The organism is Allobosea sp. GW822-FHT05A11, assembly GCF_058800455.1.
In genome coordinates this window covers 187782-202899 of the sequence record NZ_JBXAMI010000005.1, presented here as the reverse complement: position 1 = coordinate 202899, position 15118 = coordinate 187782, and the positions used below count along the sequence as shown (strand labels likewise).

Annotated in this window: 15 protein-coding genes and 2 pseudogenes; 8 read left to right on the top strand and 9 right to left on the bottom strand. The window is 66.2% G+C overall.

Going from position 1 to position 15118, the window contains the following annotated elements; all coding sequences use genetic code 11:
* Positions 1–42 precede the first annotated feature (42 nt).
* Complete coding sequence (locus AC1RLU_RS17950) at positions 43–1656, top strand: OpgD/OpgG family glucan biosynthesis protein (RefSeq protein ID WP_492797209.1); 1614 nt, start codon at positions 43–45, stop codon at positions 1654–1656.
* A 31-nt stretch (positions 1657–1687) separates the two neighbouring features.
* Positions 1688–1960 carry a GNAT family N-acetyltransferase gene (locus AC1RLU_RS17945; protein ID WP_091861659.1) on the top strand — a complete coding sequence of 91 codons (273 nt, stop codon included), beginning with the start codon at positions 1688–1690 and terminating at the stop codon, positions 1958–1960.
* Between the two features lie 9 nt (positions 1961–1969).
* On the opposite strand, the gene AC1RLU_RS17940 is transcribed toward AC1RLU_RS17945, so the two are convergent.
* Both AC1RLU_RS17940 and AC1RLU_RS17935 read right to left on the bottom strand, forming a co-directional pair.
* Positions 1970–2425: a Fur family transcriptional regulator gene (locus tag AC1RLU_RS17940; RefSeq protein WP_142114032.1), complete on the bottom strand. Its 456-nt coding sequence runs from the start codon at positions 2423–2425 to the stop codon at positions 1970–1972.
* Positions 2426–2580: 155 nt separating this feature from the next.
* Entirely contained in the window at positions 2581–3573 is a 993-nt protein-coding gene (locus tag AC1RLU_RS17935; protein WP_492797208.1) for an LLM class flavin-dependent oxidoreductase, read from the bottom strand.
* 174 nt (positions 3574–3747) lie between these two features.
* On the opposite strand from AC1RLU_RS17935, the gene AC1RLU_RS17930 reads away from it, so the two are divergent.
* A complete protein-coding gene (locus tag AC1RLU_RS17930) occupies positions 3748–3954 on the top strand; it encodes a hypothetical protein (protein WP_091861670.1) in 207 nt (68 codons plus the stop codon).
* Between the two features lie 3 nt (positions 3955–3957).
* Here the strand turns inward: AC1RLU_RS17930 and serA are convergent, their stop codons facing one another.
* From serA to secA, 6 genes and pseudogenes are all read right to left on the bottom strand, one after another.
* Complete coding sequence (gene serA / locus AC1RLU_RS17925) at positions 3958–5217, bottom strand: phosphoglycerate dehydrogenase (RefSeq protein WP_061965883.1); 1260 nt, start codon at positions 5215–5217, stop codon at positions 3958–3960.
* Between the two features lie 118 nt (positions 5218–5335).
* Positions 5336–5782: an NfeD family protein gene (locus AC1RLU_RS17920; protein ID WP_061965881.1), complete on the bottom strand. Its 447-nt coding sequence runs from the start codon at positions 5780–5782 to the stop codon at positions 5336–5338.
* A 12-nt stretch (positions 5783–5794) separates the two neighbouring features.
* Complete coding sequence (locus tag AC1RLU_RS17915; protein ID WP_492797205.1) at positions 5795–6778, bottom strand: SPFH domain-containing protein; 984 nt, start codon at positions 6776–6778, stop codon at positions 5795–5797.
* Between the two features lie 127 nt (positions 6779–6905).
* Positions 6906–7421 carry an invasion associated locus B family protein gene (locus AC1RLU_RS17910; RefSeq protein WP_492797203.1) on the bottom strand — a complete coding sequence of 172 codons (516 nt, stop codon included), beginning with the start codon at positions 7419–7421 and terminating at the stop codon, positions 6906–6908.
* 235 nt (positions 7422–7656) lie between these two features.
* Positions 7657–7824: pseudogene (locus AC1RLU_RS17905) on the bottom strand (SEC-C metal-binding domain-containing protein); the annotation flags it as partial.
* A 62-nt stretch (positions 7825–7886) separates the two neighbouring features.
* Positions 7887–10431 (bottom strand): annotated as a pseudogene (gene secA, locus AC1RLU_RS17900) (preprotein translocase subunit SecA); the annotation flags it as partial.
* 361 nt (positions 10432–10792) lie between these two features.
* On the opposite strand from secA, the gene AC1RLU_RS17895 reads away from it, so the two are divergent.
* Positions 10793–11650, top strand: a complete 858-nt coding sequence (locus AC1RLU_RS17895) for a peptidylprolyl isomerase (RefSeq protein ID WP_492797201.1) — start codon at positions 10793–10795, stop codon at positions 11648–11650.
* Between the two features lie 45 nt (positions 11651–11695).
* Here the strand turns inward: AC1RLU_RS17895 and AC1RLU_RS17890 are convergent, their stop codons facing one another.
* The gene (locus AC1RLU_RS17890; RefSeq protein WP_061965871.1) at positions 11696–11887 is read right to left on the bottom strand and encodes a hypothetical protein; all 192 of its coding nucleotides are present in this window, start codon (positions 11885–11887) and stop codon (positions 11696–11698) included.
* 142 nt (positions 11888–12029) lie between these two features.
* On the opposite strand from AC1RLU_RS17890, the gene argJ reads away from it, so the two are divergent.
* From argJ to mutT, 4 genes are read left to right on the top strand one after another with little or no spacing between them, the layout of a single operon-like run.
* The gene (argJ, locus tag AC1RLU_RS17885; RefSeq protein WP_492797198.1) at positions 12030–13280 is read left to right on the top strand and encodes a bifunctional glutamate N-acetyltransferase/amino-acid acetyltransferase ArgJ; all 1251 of its coding nucleotides are present in this window, start codon (positions 12030–12032) and stop codon (positions 13278–13280) included.
* Positions 13261–14190: a DMT family transporter gene (locus AC1RLU_RS17880; RefSeq protein ID WP_162766121.1), complete on the top strand. Its 930-nt coding sequence runs from the start codon at positions 13261–13263 to the stop codon at positions 14188–14190. The genes argJ and AC1RLU_RS17880 overlap by 20 nt, the downstream gene beginning before the upstream one ends.
* The gene (locus AC1RLU_RS17875) at positions 14187–14705 is read left to right on the top strand and encodes a peptidase associated/transthyretin-like domain-containing protein (RefSeq protein ID WP_492797196.1); all 519 of its coding nucleotides are present in this window, start codon (positions 14187–14189) and stop codon (positions 14703–14705) included. The genes AC1RLU_RS17880 and AC1RLU_RS17875 overlap by 4 nt, the downstream gene beginning before the upstream one ends.
* Positions 14702–15118: an 8-oxo-dGTP diphosphatase MutT gene (mutT, locus tag AC1RLU_RS17870; protein ID WP_492797660.1), complete on the top strand. Its 417-nt coding sequence runs from the start codon at positions 14702–14704 to the stop codon at positions 15116–15118. Before AC1RLU_RS17875 ends, mutT begins: the two co-directional genes overlap by 4 nt.

Sequence of the window (15118 nt, the reverse complement as noted above, 5' to 3'; positions counted from 1 at the left end):
CGCAGATGTTTCGCGAGCCGCGCGAGGGAACACGGACCACTTATGACCACGACAGATCGCCGCCGCGTCCTGGGCGGACTTTCAGCCGCGCTCTGCCTCTCGGTGGCGCCCTCCGTCCTCATGGCCCAGCAGCCCCAGCCTCAGCAGCAGGGCCCGCAGCCACCGCCGGCTCCGCAGAACGCCGCGCCGCAGCCCCGCTTCGGCTTCGAGGACGTGCAGCGCCGTGCCCGCGAGGTCGCCGCCGTTCCCTACGAGCCGATCGCGCCGCTGCCGGAGGCGCTCGCCAAGCTCGACTACGATTCCTGGCGCGACATCCGCTTCCGGCCGGAACGGGCCCTGCTGGCGCAGAACGGCTCGCCCTTCCGCATGCAGATGTTCCATCCGGGCTTCCTCTTCACCCGGCCGGTCACGGTCAACGTCGTGCGCGACGGCGTGCCGATGCCGGTGCCCTATGCGGCAAACCTGTTCGACTACGGCCGGGTCAAGTTCGACAAGCCGCTGCCGGTCAATCTCGGCTTCGCCGGCTTCCGCCTGCATTATCCGCTCAACGATCCCCGCGTCTTCGACGAGCTGATCTCCTTCATCGGCGCGAGCTATTTCCGGGTGCTCGGCCGCGGCCAGCGTTACGGCCTCTCGGCGCGCGGCCTGGCGATCGGCGCCGGCACGACAGCCGAGGAATTCCCGGTTTTTCGCGAGTTCTGGATCGAGCAGCCGGCAGCCAATGCCGAGCGCATCATCATCCATACCCTGCTCGATTCGCCGGCCGTGACCGGCGCCTATCGCTTCACCATCTATCCCGATCTCGATACCGTCATGGAGGTCGCGGCGACCCTCTATCCGCGCGCGCCCATCGAGAAGCTCGGCCTCGCGCCGCTGACCTCGATGTTCTTCACCGGCGAGAACGACCGCCGTTTCTTCGACGATTTCCGCAGCGAGCTGCACGATTCAGACGGGCTGATGATCCATTCCAGCAGCGGCGAATGGATCTGGCGCCCGCTGCGCAACCCGAAGCAGCAGGCCGTCTCCTCCTTCGTCGAGCGCAACCTGCGCGGCTTCGGCCTGATGCAGCGCGACCGCACCTTCGAGCACTACCAGGACCTCGACCTCTCCTATGAGTTGAGGCCGTCCTACTGGATCGAGCCTCAGGGCGACTGGGGCGAGGGCGTCGTCGAACTGATCGAGATGCCGACGACCGACGAGACCAACGACAATATCGTCGCGCTCTGGGCGCCGAAGACGCCGCTGGAGCCCTGCAAGGAGTTCTCCTTCGGCTACAAGCTGATCTCGATGCTCGATTCCAGCGACCTGCATCCGGGCGGGCGTGTCGTCAACACCTACCAGGCCAAGCCCAAGGCGCTGGGCTCCGGCGAGCCGGTCACCGACGGCTCGCGCCGCTTCATCATCGACTTCGCCGGCGGCGATCTCGACTACCATCTCAAGCAGCCCGAGAAGGTCGAGATTGTGCCCTCGATCGCCTATGGCCGGATCGACCGCGCCTTCATCGTGCCGAACCGCAAGACCGAGGGCTTCCGCGCCTTCATCGACGTCGTGGTCGAGCCCGGCCAGCTCGCCGAGATGCGCGCCTTCCTGCGCAGCGGTGGCAAGGCGCTCACCGAAACCTGGAGCTATCCCTGGCGCGCCGAAGCGCAGGGTTAGCTGAACTGGGATAGCCTGAAGGAACCAACTGATGGACGTCGTCGAGAACGTTGAACAGAACCGCTTTGAACTATCGCTCGACGGCGGCACCGCGCTCGTCGCCTATCGCCGCGACGGCGAGCGGCTTGTGCTGATCCACACCGAAGTGCCCGAGCAGTTCGCCGGGCAGGGTGTCGGCTCGAAGCTGGCGAAAGGCGTCTTCGAACTGCTGCGGGCGAGCAAGCGCAAGGCCGTGGTCCGCTGCGAATTCCTCAAGGGCTGGATCGCGAAGCACCCCGAATATAACGACGTCGTCGACGGCTGAGCCGACGGATCAAGAAGCCTTGCGGCCGCCTCGGCGGGCCGGCTGCTTCTTGCGTCCGTAGAGCTCCAGCCGATGGCGCACGAGCTCATAGCCGAGCTCGGCCGCGATCCGCCGCTGCAATTCCTCGATCGCATCCGAGGAGAACTCGATCACCTCGCCCGAATCGACATCGATCAGGTGGTCGTGATGCTCCTGGTCGGCATGCTCGTAGCGTGAGATGCCGTCCTCGAAGGCATGGCGCTCGATCGCGCCCTGCGATTCCAGCACCTTCATCGTCCGATAGACGGTCGAGAGCGACAGGGTCGGGTCATGCGCGAAAGCGCGGGTGAATATCCCCTTCGCATCGGGATGGTCGTCGGCTTCCGCCAGCACGCGCAGGATCAGCCGCCGCTGCTGCGTCATGCGCAGCCCGGCCCCCTTCAACTGGCTCTCGAAAACGGCAATGCGCCGGTCGGTTTCGCTCATGCCTTGCCATAGCAATGCCGACCGCCAATTGCAAAACCGACAAGAAGAAAATCATTCTCATTTGCATTAATCATGCAAATGAGTTTCAATAGTAATAGACTCCCTTGCTGCCGACCGTTCCACTCCCTCACGCAGTTGGTGGGCAGCAGTCCCCGCTATCTCTTCAGGTCGGCTGCAATCTCCGCGACGAGCTCATAGGAGCGCTTGCGCTTCTCGTGATCGAAGATCGGCGCCGTGATCATGATCTCATCGGCTCCAGCCTGGCGCACGAAGGCCCCGAGCGAACGCTTCAGCGTTTCCGGCGAGCCGATGAAGGCATAGCGCAGCATCCCGGAGACATGCGCCTTCTCGGCCGGCGACCAGTACTGTTCGATATCCTTGATCGGCGGCTGGAGCTTGCCGCGCGCACCCCGGACCATGCCGACGAAGCGCTGCTGCAGCGAGGTCGCGAGATGGCGTGCCTCCTCGTCCGTCTCCGCCGCCACGACATTGATGCCCGGCATCGCATGGGGCGTCGCGAGCTGCTCGGACGGCTTGAAACGCTCGCGATAGACCGCGAGCGCCTGCATCAGCGCATCCGGTGCGAAATGCGAGGCGAAGCTGTAGGGCAGCCCGAGCTCGGCGGCGAGCTGCGCCCCGAACAGGCTCGATCCGAGAATCCAGAGCGGAACCTCGAGCCCTTCGCCCGGCACGGCGCGGATCGCCTGGTTCGGTCCGGCCGGCGCGAACAGCGCCTGCAATTCGAGCACATCCTGCGGGAAGCTGTCCGATGACATCGGGCTGCGGCGCAGCGCCCGGAGCGTGAGCTGGTCGGTGCCCGGCGCGCGGCCGAGGCCGAGATCGATGCGCCCCGGAAACAGAGCTTCCAGCGTGCCGAACTGCTCGGCGATGACGAGCGGAGAATGGTTCGGCAGCATGATGCCGCCGGCGCCCACCCGGATCGTGCTGGTCGCCGCCGCGAGCTGGCCGATGACGACCGAGGTCGCGGCGCTGGCGATGCCGACCATGTTGTGATGCTCGGCCACCCAGTAGCGGGTGTAGCCGAGCCGCTCGGCATGGCGGATCAGGTCGATGGATTTCTTGAGCGCCTCGCGCGGCCCCTCCCCTTCGACGACGGGAACGAGATCGAGGACGGAGATCGCGACCATGACGGCCCCTGCTGGCTGGCGCCGGAAGGAGGCCGGCGGGGAAGGCTTGGGCTTCACCAGATGGGAAGGCTGGGTCGCCCGGTCCAGAGGGCGGCCCGCTTCGTCATGGCGCGCCTGCGCTGACGTTCTGGCGGAACGGGCTCGGCCCTGCCGCGTTGATCGCAGGAACCAGCCATGCCGAAGGGAGCGACCATGACCGCCACCGCCAATCCTGCCAAGGAAAGCCTGCGCAAGGAGCAGAAGGAGCAGCGCCGGGCCGCGCGCGAGCACGGCAAGGACGCCGAGCTCAATCGCGCGCTGAAGGACACCTTCCCGGCCAGCGACCCCGTCGCGGCCCAGACGCCGATCAAGCCCGGCGCCAAGGCGAAGAAACCGGCCTGAGGCTCAATCGCGCTGGTGGAGCAGGCGGGCGCGAATCGTGCCGTCGAGCGCGCGGATATCCTTGAGGATGTCCCGCGCCACGGCGCTCGAGACGCCGTCCGCCTCCATTACGACATAGCCGACCTCGCCGTCGGTCTGGTAGTTCTGGGCGGCGATGTTGACCTGCCGGCTGGCGAAGACGTCGTTGAGCCGCCGCAGCATGCCCGGCACGTTGCGCTGGACATGGATGAAGCGCGTGCCGATGGCGCGGGCCGGCAACTGGACCTGCGGGAAATTGACCGCGCCCACCGTCGAGCCGACATCGGAATAATCGACGAGCTTGCGCGCAACCTCGGCGCCGATGCGCTCCTGCGCCTCCTCGGTCGATCCGCCGATATGCGGCGTCAGGATCACGTTGGAGAGCCCCTGCAATGGCGTGACGAAGCGCTCGGCATTGGAAGCTGGCTCGACCGGGAAGACGTCGACCGCAGCGCCTGCCAGATGGCCGCTCTTCAGCGCCGCCGCGACCGCATCCAGATCGACGACGGTGCCGCGCGAATTGTTGATGAGATAGGCGCCCTTCTTCATCTTGGCGACCTGCGCCGCGCCGATCATGCCCGCGGTCTGCGGCGTCTCCGGCACGTGCAGCGAGACGATGTCGGCAGCGCCGAGCAGGGCGTTCAGGCTCTTCGTCGGCTCGGTGTTGCCGTGCCGCAGCCGGTCGGTGTGATCATGATAGATCACACGCATGCCCATCGCCTCGGCCAGCGTCGAAAGCTGGCTGCCGATATTGCCGTAGCCGATGATGCCGAGCGTCTTGCCGCGCACCTCGAAGGAGCCGTTGGCCGACTTGTCCCAGCCGCCGTCATGGGCGGAGCGGGAGCGGTCGGGGATCCGGCGCAACAGCATGACGATCTCGCCGATGGTGAGTTCGGCGACGCTGCGCGTGTTCGAGAAGGGCGCATTGAAGACCGGCACGCCGCGCAGCCGCGCCGCGTCGAGATGGACCTGGTTCGTCCCCACCGAGAAGCAGCCGACGGCGAAGAGCCGGTCGGCCCCGGCGAAGATCTCCGGCGTGAGCTGGGTGCGCGAGCGGATACCGAGGACGTGGACGCCCTGGATCGCCTTGAGCAGGCCCTCGCGGTCGAGCGCCTTCGGCAGCCGTTCCAGATTGCTGTAGCCGGCCTGCTGCAGCAGTTCGACGGCGGAATCATTGATACCTTCCAGCAGCAGGACCTTGATGCGGTCCTTCGGAAGGGAAAGGCGTTCGCTGGGGCTGGTCATGACGGCACGCTCTTGGAGGAGCGGTTGCTATAGTCCCCGCAGCGTCAGAGGCCAACGCCCTGGACGCAACGCTATCGCGAAAAACGTCGCGACGGATGCAAAAACCTCATGGCGCGCGTCAAGCCTTCTCGACGACGAGCGTCGAGCCCTCGACCCGCACCACCTTGATCTCGGTTCCCGCCAGCAATTCCGGACCGACGATCCGCCAGGACGAATCGCCGACGCGCACCCGTCCCTCGCCGCCGGTCATCGTGGCCTCAAGCCGGAAAACCCGGCCGATCAGCTGGCGGCCGCGGTCGTTGAGCCCGGTCGCCGCGTCCGGCTCCTCGCCCTTCCGGCGCGTCAGCAGGCGCCCCGCGAGCACGCTTGCCGCGGCGAGCACGGCGAAGGCCAGCATCGCCGCCTGCCAGCCGATGCCGAACAGCCCGACGATCACGCCGGTGAGAAGGGCGGCAAGACCCAGCCAGATCAGGAAGATGCCGGGCGCCAGCATCTCTCCACCGACCAGCACGAGCCCGAGAATGGCCCAGCTCCAGCCGCCCAGATTCACGAACCAGTCGAGCATGGCAGCCTCCGGTCAGGCGCCCGGACGGCCGGAGGATGGCACCGAGCCAGCTCCATTACGGCGCTGCGCAGCCGCATCCTCGCCGAACACCGCCTTGGTGAGTTGTGCGATGCCGCCGACCGTGCCAGCCAGCGAGGCGGCCTCGATCGGCACGATCACGACCTTGCTGTTAGGGCTCGACGCGATCGATTTCAGCGCGTCGGTATAGCGCTCCGCGATCAGGAAGTTGGCGGCCTGGATGTCGCCCTTGCTGATCGCCTCCGAAACCATGGCCGTCGCGGTTGCCTCGGCCTGCGCCAGCCTTTCGCGCGCCTCGGCGTCGCGCAGCGCCGATTCCTTGCGGCCCTCGGCGGCGAGGATCTGCGACTGCTTCTGACCCTCGGCCTTGAGGATCTCGGCCTGGCGCAGGCCTTCCGCTTCGAGGATCGCCGCCCGCTTCTCGCGCTCGGCCTTCATCTGCCGGTTCATCGCGCCGGCGATATCGGCCGGCGGCAGGATGTCCCGGATCTCGATGCGCGTGACCTTGACGCCCCAGGGCGAGGCGGCGGCATCCATCACCCGCAGCAGCCGCTCGTTGATCTCGTCGCGATGCGACAGCAACTGGTCGAGGTCCATCGAGCCGACGACGGTGCGGATATTGGTCATGGTCAGGACCATCAGCGCGTCGTTGAGCGACGACACCTCGTAGCAGGCCTTGGCGGCGTCGAGCACCTGGTAGAAGGCGGCCGCGTCGATGCGCACGCCGGCATTGTCCTTGGTGATCGCCTCCTGCGAGGGAATGTCGAGCACCTGCTCCATGACATTCACCTTGTGGCCGATGCGATCGATATAGGGCACGATCAGCCCGAGGCCCGCGCTCAGCGTCCGCGAATAGCGCCCGAAACGCTCGACGGTGTAGTTGTAGCCTTGCGGAACGGTGCGGACGCCGCGCGCGATCGTCAGGATGACCAGCGCCACGATGACGATCACGGCGATGTTGAAGCCCGACAGTTCCATCTCGTCCCCCAGCGACGCCGATGCGCCATCCTGCTATGCAGGCGTCAAACTGGCGGTTGCGGCAGCCGGATGCAAGCCGCGTCGGCAACGGTGAGACGCCCATGGCGCCTCACCGTCGAAATTCGCGTCAGCTCTGCGTCGCGTCGGTATCGCAGCGCGCCAGCATGCGCGAGGCCGCGGTCACGCCCGTAAGCGAGAAGGTATAGCTGGTGACGTTGCCGCGCAGCGAGCGCGCTTCGAGCGTCATGCTGCTCCCGCCCCGCATCGCCGCGAGCAGCGCCGGCTCGCGCTCCAGCCGTTCGAGCCAGGCATTGCTGCCCTCGGTCAGCATGCGGAAGCTGTCATCGCCGATCGTGACGGTGACCACCGAATTGCGGGCGAAGTCGTAACCCGTCTGGAAGCTCGATTCCGTATCGGTAGCCTTTTCGCCGGTCTGCACGAAGAAGAAAACGTCGCCGTGACGCAAATTGGATGGCTCTTCGGACGAAGGCTTGCTCATGATGAAGCAGCGCGCCAGATCGCCCTTCGCGTAAGTGGCTGCGTTCCAGTCGCCGAACTGGCCCAAGGATTTCGGGCTCGCCGCCTCTACGCCCGTGCTCGCCAGAATGGCGAGGCAGGCGGCCGAAAGCGCTGTCTTGAACATGGTCTCATCTCCTCTCATCGCGACCCAATTGGAAAGAAGAGTGTTACCGAGGCGTAAACATGACCCTAACAATCCGTGCGTCGATCCGGCGCAGGACGATTGCCATTCCGGGCTTCGCATAGCGAAGAAACCGGAATCTGCGACCGGGTGAGGCATTCGACGCCTCGTTGCGAACCCCAAAACGACGATGCCCGGCGCGGGGCCGGGCATCAGGAGGTATCAGGGCGGTAATGCCTCAGGCGAACTGGCCGTGGCAGTGCTTGAACTTCTTGCCCGAGCCGCAGGGACAGGGCTCGTTGCGGCCGACCTTGCCCCAGCTTTCGGGATCATCCGGGTTGCGGTCGAGCACCGCGACATCGGCATCCGTCGCGGCAAACTGCACGCCACCGCCACTATAATCCCCGAAGCCCGAGCCGGCGCCGTCCTGCACCTGGCCCGGCGCCTGATCCTCGGGCTGGTCGAAACGCACCTCGATGCGCGAGAGATGGCCGGTGACCTGCTGGCGCAGATGCCCGATCAGCCCGTCGAACAGCTCGAAGGCCTCCTGCTTGTATTCCTGCAGCGGGTCGCGCTGGGCAAGACCACGCCAGCCGATCACCTGGCGCAGGTGGTCGAGCGTGACCAGATGCTCACGCCAGAGATGGTCGAGCGACTGCAGCAGCACCTGCTTCTCGACATAGGTCATGACCTCTTCGGTGTTGCGCTCGATGCGGCCGGCATAATCCTCGTCGGCGAGCTTGCGGATGCGCTCGCGGATCTCGCTGTCGGCGATGCCCTCTTCCTTGGTCCAGTCCTCGATCGGGAGATCGAGGTTGAGGTGCTGGATCACCTCCTGCTTGAGGCCGGCGCTGTCCCACTGCTCGGGATAGGCCTCCTCCGGGATATGGCGGGCGACGACATCCTCGACGACGCCATGGCGCATGTCGTCGATCGTCTCGCGCACGCTCGCCTGGCGCATGAAGTCGCGGCGCTGCTCGAACACGACCTTGCGCTGGTCGTTCATGACGTCGTCGTATTTCAGGATGTTCTTGCGGATGTCGAAGTTGCGCGCCTCGACCTTGCCCTGGGCCTTCTCGACCGCCTTGTTGATCCAGGGATGGACGATCGCCTCGTCTTCCTTGAGGCCGAGCTTGGTCAGCATGCCGTCCATCCGGTCTGAACCGAAGATGCGCATCAGGTCGTCCTGCAGCGACAGGAAGAACTTGGAGCGGCCGGGGTCGCCCTGGCGGCCGGCGCGGCCGCGCAGCTGGTTGTCGATGCGCCGGCTCTCGTGGCGCTCGGTGCCGACGATGTAGAGCCCGCCCGACTTGAGCACGCGCTGCTTGAATTCGGCGACCTCGGCGCGGATGGCGGCGGCCTTCGCGTCGCGCTCCGGGCCTTCCTCCAGGCCGGCGAGATCATGGGAGATCCGCATCTCGGCATTGCCGCCGAGCTGGATGTCGGTGCCGCGGCCGGCCATGTTGGTGGCGATGGTGATCGCGCCGGGCACGCCGGCCTGCGCGACGATATAGGCTTCCTGCTCGTGGAAACGGGCGTTCAGCACGGCGAAGGCCTTGACCGTCTTGCCTTCGCGAGCCGCGGCATAGACCGGCTCCAGCGCCGTCGGATCGGTGAAGTCGAGAAGCTTGTAGCCCTCCTTCTCCAGCATCTCGGCGATCAGCTCCGAGCGCTCGATCGAGGTCGTGCCGACCAGCAGCGGCTGGCCGTTGGCCTGCGCGGCCTGGATCTCGCGGATGACGCCGCGCACCTTCTCCTCGAAGGTGCGGTAGACCTCGTCGTCCTCGTCCTTGCGGGAGATCGGGACGTTGGTCGGGATCTCGACGACCTCGAGCTTGTAGATCTGGAAGAATTCGTCGGCCTCGGTCGCCGCCGTGCCGGTCATGCCGGCGAGCTTGGCGTAGAGGCGGAAATAGTTCTGGAAGGTGATCGAGGCCAGCGTCGCGTTCTCGGGCTGGACGGTGACGTGCTCCTTGGCTTCCAGCGCCTGGTGCAGGCCTTCCGAATAGCGCCGGCCCGGCATCATGCGGCCGGTGAACTCGTCGATGATCACGACCTCGTCGTTGCGGACGATATAGTCCTTGTCGCGTGTGAACAGCGAATGCGCGCGCAGCGCCTGGTTGACGTGATGGACCAGCGTGACGTTATGCGCGTCGTAGAGATCGCCCTCGGTCAGGATGCCGACCTCGCGCAGCAGCTCCTCGATATGATCGTTGCCGGCCTCGGTCAGCGCCACCGTGCGCTGCTTCTCGTCGACCTCGTAATCGGCCGGGACGAGACTCGGCAGGACCTTGTCGATCGAGACATAGAGGTCCGACTTGTCGTCGAGCGGGCCGGAGATGATCAGCGGCGTGCGGGCTTCGTCGACCAGGATCGAATCGACCTCGTCGACGATCGCGAAATGGTGGCCGCGCTGGCTCATCTGCGCGACGTCGTATTTCATGTTGTCGCGCAGGTAGTCGAAGCCGAACTCGTTGTTCGTGCCGTAGGTGATGTCGCAGGCATAGGCGCGCTGGCGCTCCTCGTCATCGAGGCCGTGCACGATGATGCCAACGGTCAGGCCGAGGAAGTTGTAGAGCTTCGCCATCCACTCGGCATCGCGCCGGGCGAGGTAGTCGTTGACGGTGACGACGTGGACGCCCTTGCCTTCGAGCGCGTTGAGATAGGTCGGCAGGGTCGCGACCAGCGTCTTGCCTTCGCCGGTCTTCATCTCGGCGATGGCGCCCTCGTGCAGCACCATGCCGCCGACGAGCTGGACGTCGTAGGGCCGCTGGCCGAGCACGCGCTTGGCTGCCTCGCGCACCGTGGCGAAGGCGGGCACCAGCAGATCGTCGAGCTTCTTGCCGGCGGCGATCTGCTGCTTGAACTCCTCGGTGCGCGCCTTGAGCGCCTCGTCGCTCAGCGCGGCGACCTCAGTCTCGAGCGCGTTGATCGCGGCGACGCGGGGCTGGTAGCCCTTGACGCGGCGGTCGTTCGACGAGCCGAAGAGTTTCTTTGCGAGCGCGCCAAGCATGTTGGGCCTTTCAGGTGATGCTTCAAGCTTCCGCTCGGCGCGTAGCGTTGTCGCGCGCGAACCGAAAGCTCGGGTATTCTCGAATTGCGACCGCGTGTTTAGACGCGAGCGCGGGCAGGGTCCAGCGTGCGTTTCGTCCTATTGGCAGCGAAACGGCAAGTGAATTCGGCTCCGGATGTGGGGTTTTTTCGCTCCGCTTCCAAGAGCCCGCACTTCAGATCATCCGCCGCTGCGGCATCGGGGGCAGCGCAAAGCTGCGTGATCGGCCGGCGCAATCGCTTGAACCGCCTTGCCTTTGCCGCGTTCATCGGGCAGTGCAGCCGCCAAAGCGTCTCGGGTTTCCGACGAAAGGCCGTCATTCATGAACTCAGCCCGTTTCATCGCCGTCCTCGGTTTCACGCTGCTGGCGGCACCGGCCTTCGCCCAGGCGGACAAGGTCGTCGCCAAGGTCGACGGCATCGCGATCACCGAGAAGGACGTCCAGCTCGCCACCGAGGATCTCGGCGAGCGCCTCGCCCAGCTCCCCGAGGAGCGCAAGCGCGACGAGGTCGTGAACTATCTCGTCGACCTCAAGCTCGGCGCCAGGGCCGCGGCCGAGGCCAAGATCGGGGATACCCCGGATTTCGCCGCCCGCCTCGCCTATTACCGCGAGAAGGTGCTGCTCGACGAGTATCTGACGCGCGAAGGCAAGAAGGCCGTCACGGCCGATGCCGCGAAGAAGCTCTTCGACGACACCACCAAGGCCATGACCCCCGAGGAGGAGGCCCATGCCCGCCACATCCTCGTCGAGGACGAGGCGCAGGCCAAGGCTGCGGTCGAGCGGCTGAAGAAGGGCGAGGATTTCGCCAAGGTCGCGGCCGAGCTTTCCAAGGATCCCGGCTCCGGCAAGGAGGGCGGCGATCTCGGCTGGTTCACCAAGGATCGCATGGTGCCGGAATTCGCCGAAGCCGCCTTCAAGCTGAAGAAGGGCGAGATTTCCGAGCCGGTGAAGAGCCAGTTCGGCTGGCATGTCATCAAGCTCGAGGACAAGCGCTCCAAGCCGCTGCCGGATTTCGCCGCCGTGAAGCCGCAGATCGACCAGTATCTCGAGCGCAAGGCCCAGCAGGATCTCGTCCTCGCCATGCGCGAGAAGGCCAAGGTCGAGCGCCTCGACGAGCCGGCGGCGCCGGCGACCCCTGCTCCGGACGCCGCCAAGCCGGCCGAGCCGAAGAAGAACTGATTTGCCCATGCCGGCCGCTACGCGGCCGGCATGGTCTTTAAGCATTCAGCCGCATTTGATGCCGCATTTGACGACGGGCCTGCCATCTGGCCCGATTTCGACCCAGCATTGCCAGGTGCACCCCTTCGGCAGAACGTCCTTGTTCTCTTTGCCGAGAACGCCGACGGCGTGGCCGATGGCTTCCTCCAGTTTCTTCTGTACTCGTGCGATCTCGGGCGTCAGCAAAGTATCCGACATGTCGCCTCCCTAAGCATGCCCTTCATGCAACTTAAAGTTGCAATATTAATAAGAAGGTTGCAACTGCTATTTGATTCGCCTGCCGCTCTTGTTTTCTGACGATCTCTACGGCAGATCAGCCTCCTCATTTGGAGGAAGCCCGATGGCCGGCAAGGATGTCCCCGTTTCCCCGCTCGCGCCGAAGCGCCAGCCCAAGGTTCCAGCCGTGCCGGGCGTGCGCTTCGCCACCGCCGAGGCCGGCATCCGCTACAAGGGTCGCCAGGACGTCTGGTTCGCGCTGCTCGACCAGGGCACGCAGGTCGCCGGCGTCTTCACCCGCTCGAAATGCCCCTCCGCCCCGGTCGACTGGTGCCGCGAGAACCTGAAACAGGGCTCGGCACGCGCCGTCGTCGTCAACTCCGGCAACGCCAACGCCTTCACCGGCGTGAGGGGCCGTGATGCCGTCAAGCTCACCGCCGAGATCGCCGCCAAGGCCGCCGGCTGCAAGCCTGAAGAGGTCTTCATCGCCTCCACCGGCGTGATCGGCGAGCCGCTCGACGCGACCAAATTCAAGGGCGTGCTCGACGACTGCGCCAAGCGCGCCACCGACGGGCCCTGGATCGATGCCGCCCGCGCGATCATGACCACCGACACCTTCCCGAAGGCGCTGACCCGCAAGGCCAAGATCGACGGCAAGGACGTGGTCATCGCCGGCATCGCCAAGGGCGCCGGGATGATCGCGCCGGACATGGCGACGATGCTCTCCTTCGTCTTCACCGACGCGCCGATCGCCGCACCCGTGCTGCAGGCCCTGCTCTCCAAGGGCGTGAAGGGCTCGTTCAACGCGGTCACCGTCGACAGCGATACCTCGACATCGGACACGCTGATGCTGTTCGCCACCGGCAAGGCGGCCGCGCGCGGCGTGCCGGCGATCACCGAGATCAACGACAACAGGCTCTCCGGCTTCAAGCGCGCGCTGAATTCGATCCTGCTCGAACTCTCTCATCTCGTCTGCAAGGACGGCGAAGGTGCGCGGAAATTCGTCGAGGTGCGCGTCAGCGGCGCGACCTCGGCCCGCTCGGCCAAGCGCGTCGCGCTCTCGATCGCCAATTCGCCGCTGGTCAAGACCGCCATCGCCGGCGAGGACGCCAATTGGGGCCGCGTCGTCATGGCCGTCGGCAAGGCCGGCGAACCGGCCGACCGCGACAGGCTCGATATCGGCTTCGGCGATATCGTCGTGGCCAGGCAGGGCGCGCGTGCTGCTTCTTATGATGAGCACGCGGTATCCGAGTATATGAAGGGCGACAATATCGTCATCACCGCCGATCTCGGCATCGGGCGCGGCAAGGCCACGGTCTGGACCTGCGACCTCACCAAGGCCTATGTCGAGATCAATGGCGACTACCGCTCCTGAGGCTGCGCCGGCTCAGGAGCCCGGGCGCGGCTTCATCGCCTTCAACCTGCTGACCTGCTCCCTGCTGTGGGGGTCGAGCTATCTGTTCATCAAGCTGATGAGCGGGGACGTCTCGGCTCTCACCATCGCAGCCAGCCGCGGCATCCTCGGCGCGGTCTCGCTGTCGCTCTGGAGCCTGTGGCGCGGGCGCAATCCGCTGCCGCGCAAGGCGGAGATCCTGCCTTGGATCTTCCTCGGCACCACCAATGGCTGGCTGCCGAACGTACTGGTCGCCTATGCGCTGACGCAGCTCGCCAGCGGTCCGGCAGCGATGATCCAGGCGGCGGGACCTCTCGTCGTCGCGCTCATCGCTCATTTTGCCTTCTCGGAGGAGAGGCTGAGCCGGCGTCGGCTCGGCGGCATCCTGCTCGGTATGGCCGGCGTCGCTCTGCTGATCGGGCCGCGCCTGTTCGAGGGCGGCGGCACCGCGCTCAGCGTCTTGGCGATGATCGGGGCGACGCTGAGCTATGCATCCGCCAACATCTATGTCCGGACGGTTCCCTCCGCGACCGGCGATCCGGCCCGGCTGGCGCTGGGCCAGCAGATGCTCTCCGGCGCGATCGCGACGACGCTGACGCTCGCGATCCTCGGGCCGGCGGCCTTTCTGCCGCTCGGCAACCACCTGCCGGCGATGCTGATGCTCGGGGTCGTAGCCACGGCCATTCCGGTGACGGTGTTCATGCGGCTGATCCGGGCCGCGGGCCCGACCCGGGCGGCGATGACCGGCTATCTCGTCCCGACCGTGGCGGTGATCCTCGGCGTCGTCGTCCTGCACGAGGCGCTGGAGTTGCGGCAGGTCCTCGGCGGCGGCATCATCCTGGCCGGCGTCTTCCTCGTCACGACGGCGCCACGCAGGGTGGGGACGTCATGAAGATCGGGACTTTCGCGGCGGCCGCCCTGGCCGGCGCCGTCATGGCAGGCTGCCAGGCCACGCGCCAACCGGCGACGATGGCCTTTTCGGCAGAGGAAGCGGCCTTCATCAACAAGCCGGGTAACGGCGTCATCACCGGCCACGCCTTCCGCACCAAGCCGAGCGGGGCAGTGGTCAATGCGGCCGGCGAAGTCGTCCGCCTGATCCCGGCCACGGCTTTCACGCGCGAGCGCTTCGCCAATCTCTACGGCAAGCGGAAATACATCCCTCACAGCGCCTATCCGCGCGACGACGAGGTCGACCCGGCCTATGCGCGGTACACCCGCACGACCAAGGCGGAGTCCAACGGCCGCTTCGTCTTCGAGAAGGTCGCGCCGGGAACCTACTTCCTCACCACGCAGGTGATCTGGGGAGACGAGGCCGCCTTTTCGCGCGAGGGCGGCTCGGTCTATGACAGCGTCACGCTGACGGGCAAGGAAACCGAGCCCGTCCAGGTCATCCTCTCCGGCAACTGAGTCTCCCCGTGAAGCTGCTCCTCGTCGTCGCCTGCGCCCTGATCGATGCCGATAACCGTGTGCTCGTCACCCAGCGGCCCGAAGGCAAGGCCCTGGCGGGCTTGTGGGAGTTTCCCGGCGGCAAGCTGGAGCCCGGCGAGCGGCCGGAACCGGCCCTGATCCGCGAGCTCTCCGAGGAACTCGGCATCACCGTGAAGGAGAACTGCCTCGCACCGCTGACCTTCGCGAGCTATGCCTATCCCGAATTCCATCTGCTGATGCCGCTCTATATCTGCCGGCGCTGGGAGGGTACGGCCATGTCCCGCGAAGGCCAGGCGCTGAAATGGGTCCGCCCCGGCAAGTTGCGCGATCTCGCCATGCCGCCGGCCGACGAGCCATTGATCCCGCCGCTGATCGACCTGCTCGGCGCCTGA

Bases quoted from the DNA above. Each gene is read 5' to 3' on its own strand.
- AC1RLU_RS17950 (WP_492797209.1), top strand. From the start codon at position 43: ATGACCACGACAGATCGCCGCCGCGTCCTGGGCGGACTTTCAGCCGCG.
- AC1RLU_RS17945 (WP_091861659.1), top strand. From the start codon at position 1,688: ATGGACGTCGTCGAGAACGTTGAACAGAACCGCTTTGAACTATCGCTC.
- AC1RLU_RS17940 (WP_142114032.1), bottom strand. From the start codon at position 2,425: ATGAGCGAAACCGACCGGCGCATTGCCGTTTTCGAGAGCCAGTTGAAG.
- AC1RLU_RS17935 (WP_492797208.1), bottom strand. From the start codon at position 3,573: ATGGTCGCGATCTCCGTCCTCGATCTCGTTCCCGTCGTCGAAGGGGAG.
- AC1RLU_RS17930 (WP_091861670.1), top strand. From the start codon at position 3,748: ATGCCGAAGGGAGCGACCATGACCGCCACCGCCAATCCTGCCAAGGAA.
- serA (WP_061965883.1), bottom strand. From the start codon at position 5,217: ATGACCAGCCCCAGCGAACGCCTTTCCCTTCCGAAGGACCGCATCAAG.
- AC1RLU_RS17920 (WP_061965881.1), bottom strand. From the start codon at position 5,782: ATGCTCGACTGGTTCGTGAATCTGGGCGGCTGGAGCTGGGCCATTCTC.
- AC1RLU_RS17915 (WP_492797205.1), bottom strand. From the start codon at position 6,778: ATGGAACTGTCGGGCTTCAACATCGCCGTGATCGTCATCGTGGCGCTG.
- AC1RLU_RS17910 (WP_492797203.1), bottom strand. From the start codon at position 7,421: ATGTTCAAGACAGCGCTTTCGGCCGCCTGCCTCGCCATTCTGGCGAGC.
- AC1RLU_RS17895 (WP_492797201.1), top strand. From the start codon at position 10,793: ATGAACTCAGCCCGTTTCATCGCCGTCCTCGGTTTCACGCTGCTGGCG.
- AC1RLU_RS17890 (WP_061965871.1), bottom strand. From the start codon at position 11,887: ATGTCGGATACTTTGCTGACGCCCGAGATCGCACGAGTACAGAAGAAA.
- argJ (WP_492797198.1), top strand. From the start codon at position 12,030: ATGGCCGGCAAGGATGTCCCCGTTTCCCCGCTCGCGCCGAAGCGCCAG.
- AC1RLU_RS17880 (WP_162766121.1), top strand. From the start codon at position 13,261: ATGGCGACTACCGCTCCTGAGGCTGCGCCGGCTCAGGAGCCCGGGCGC.
- AC1RLU_RS17875 (WP_492797196.1), top strand. From the start codon at position 14,187: ATGAAGATCGGGACTTTCGCGGCGGCCGCCCTGGCCGGCGCCGTCATG.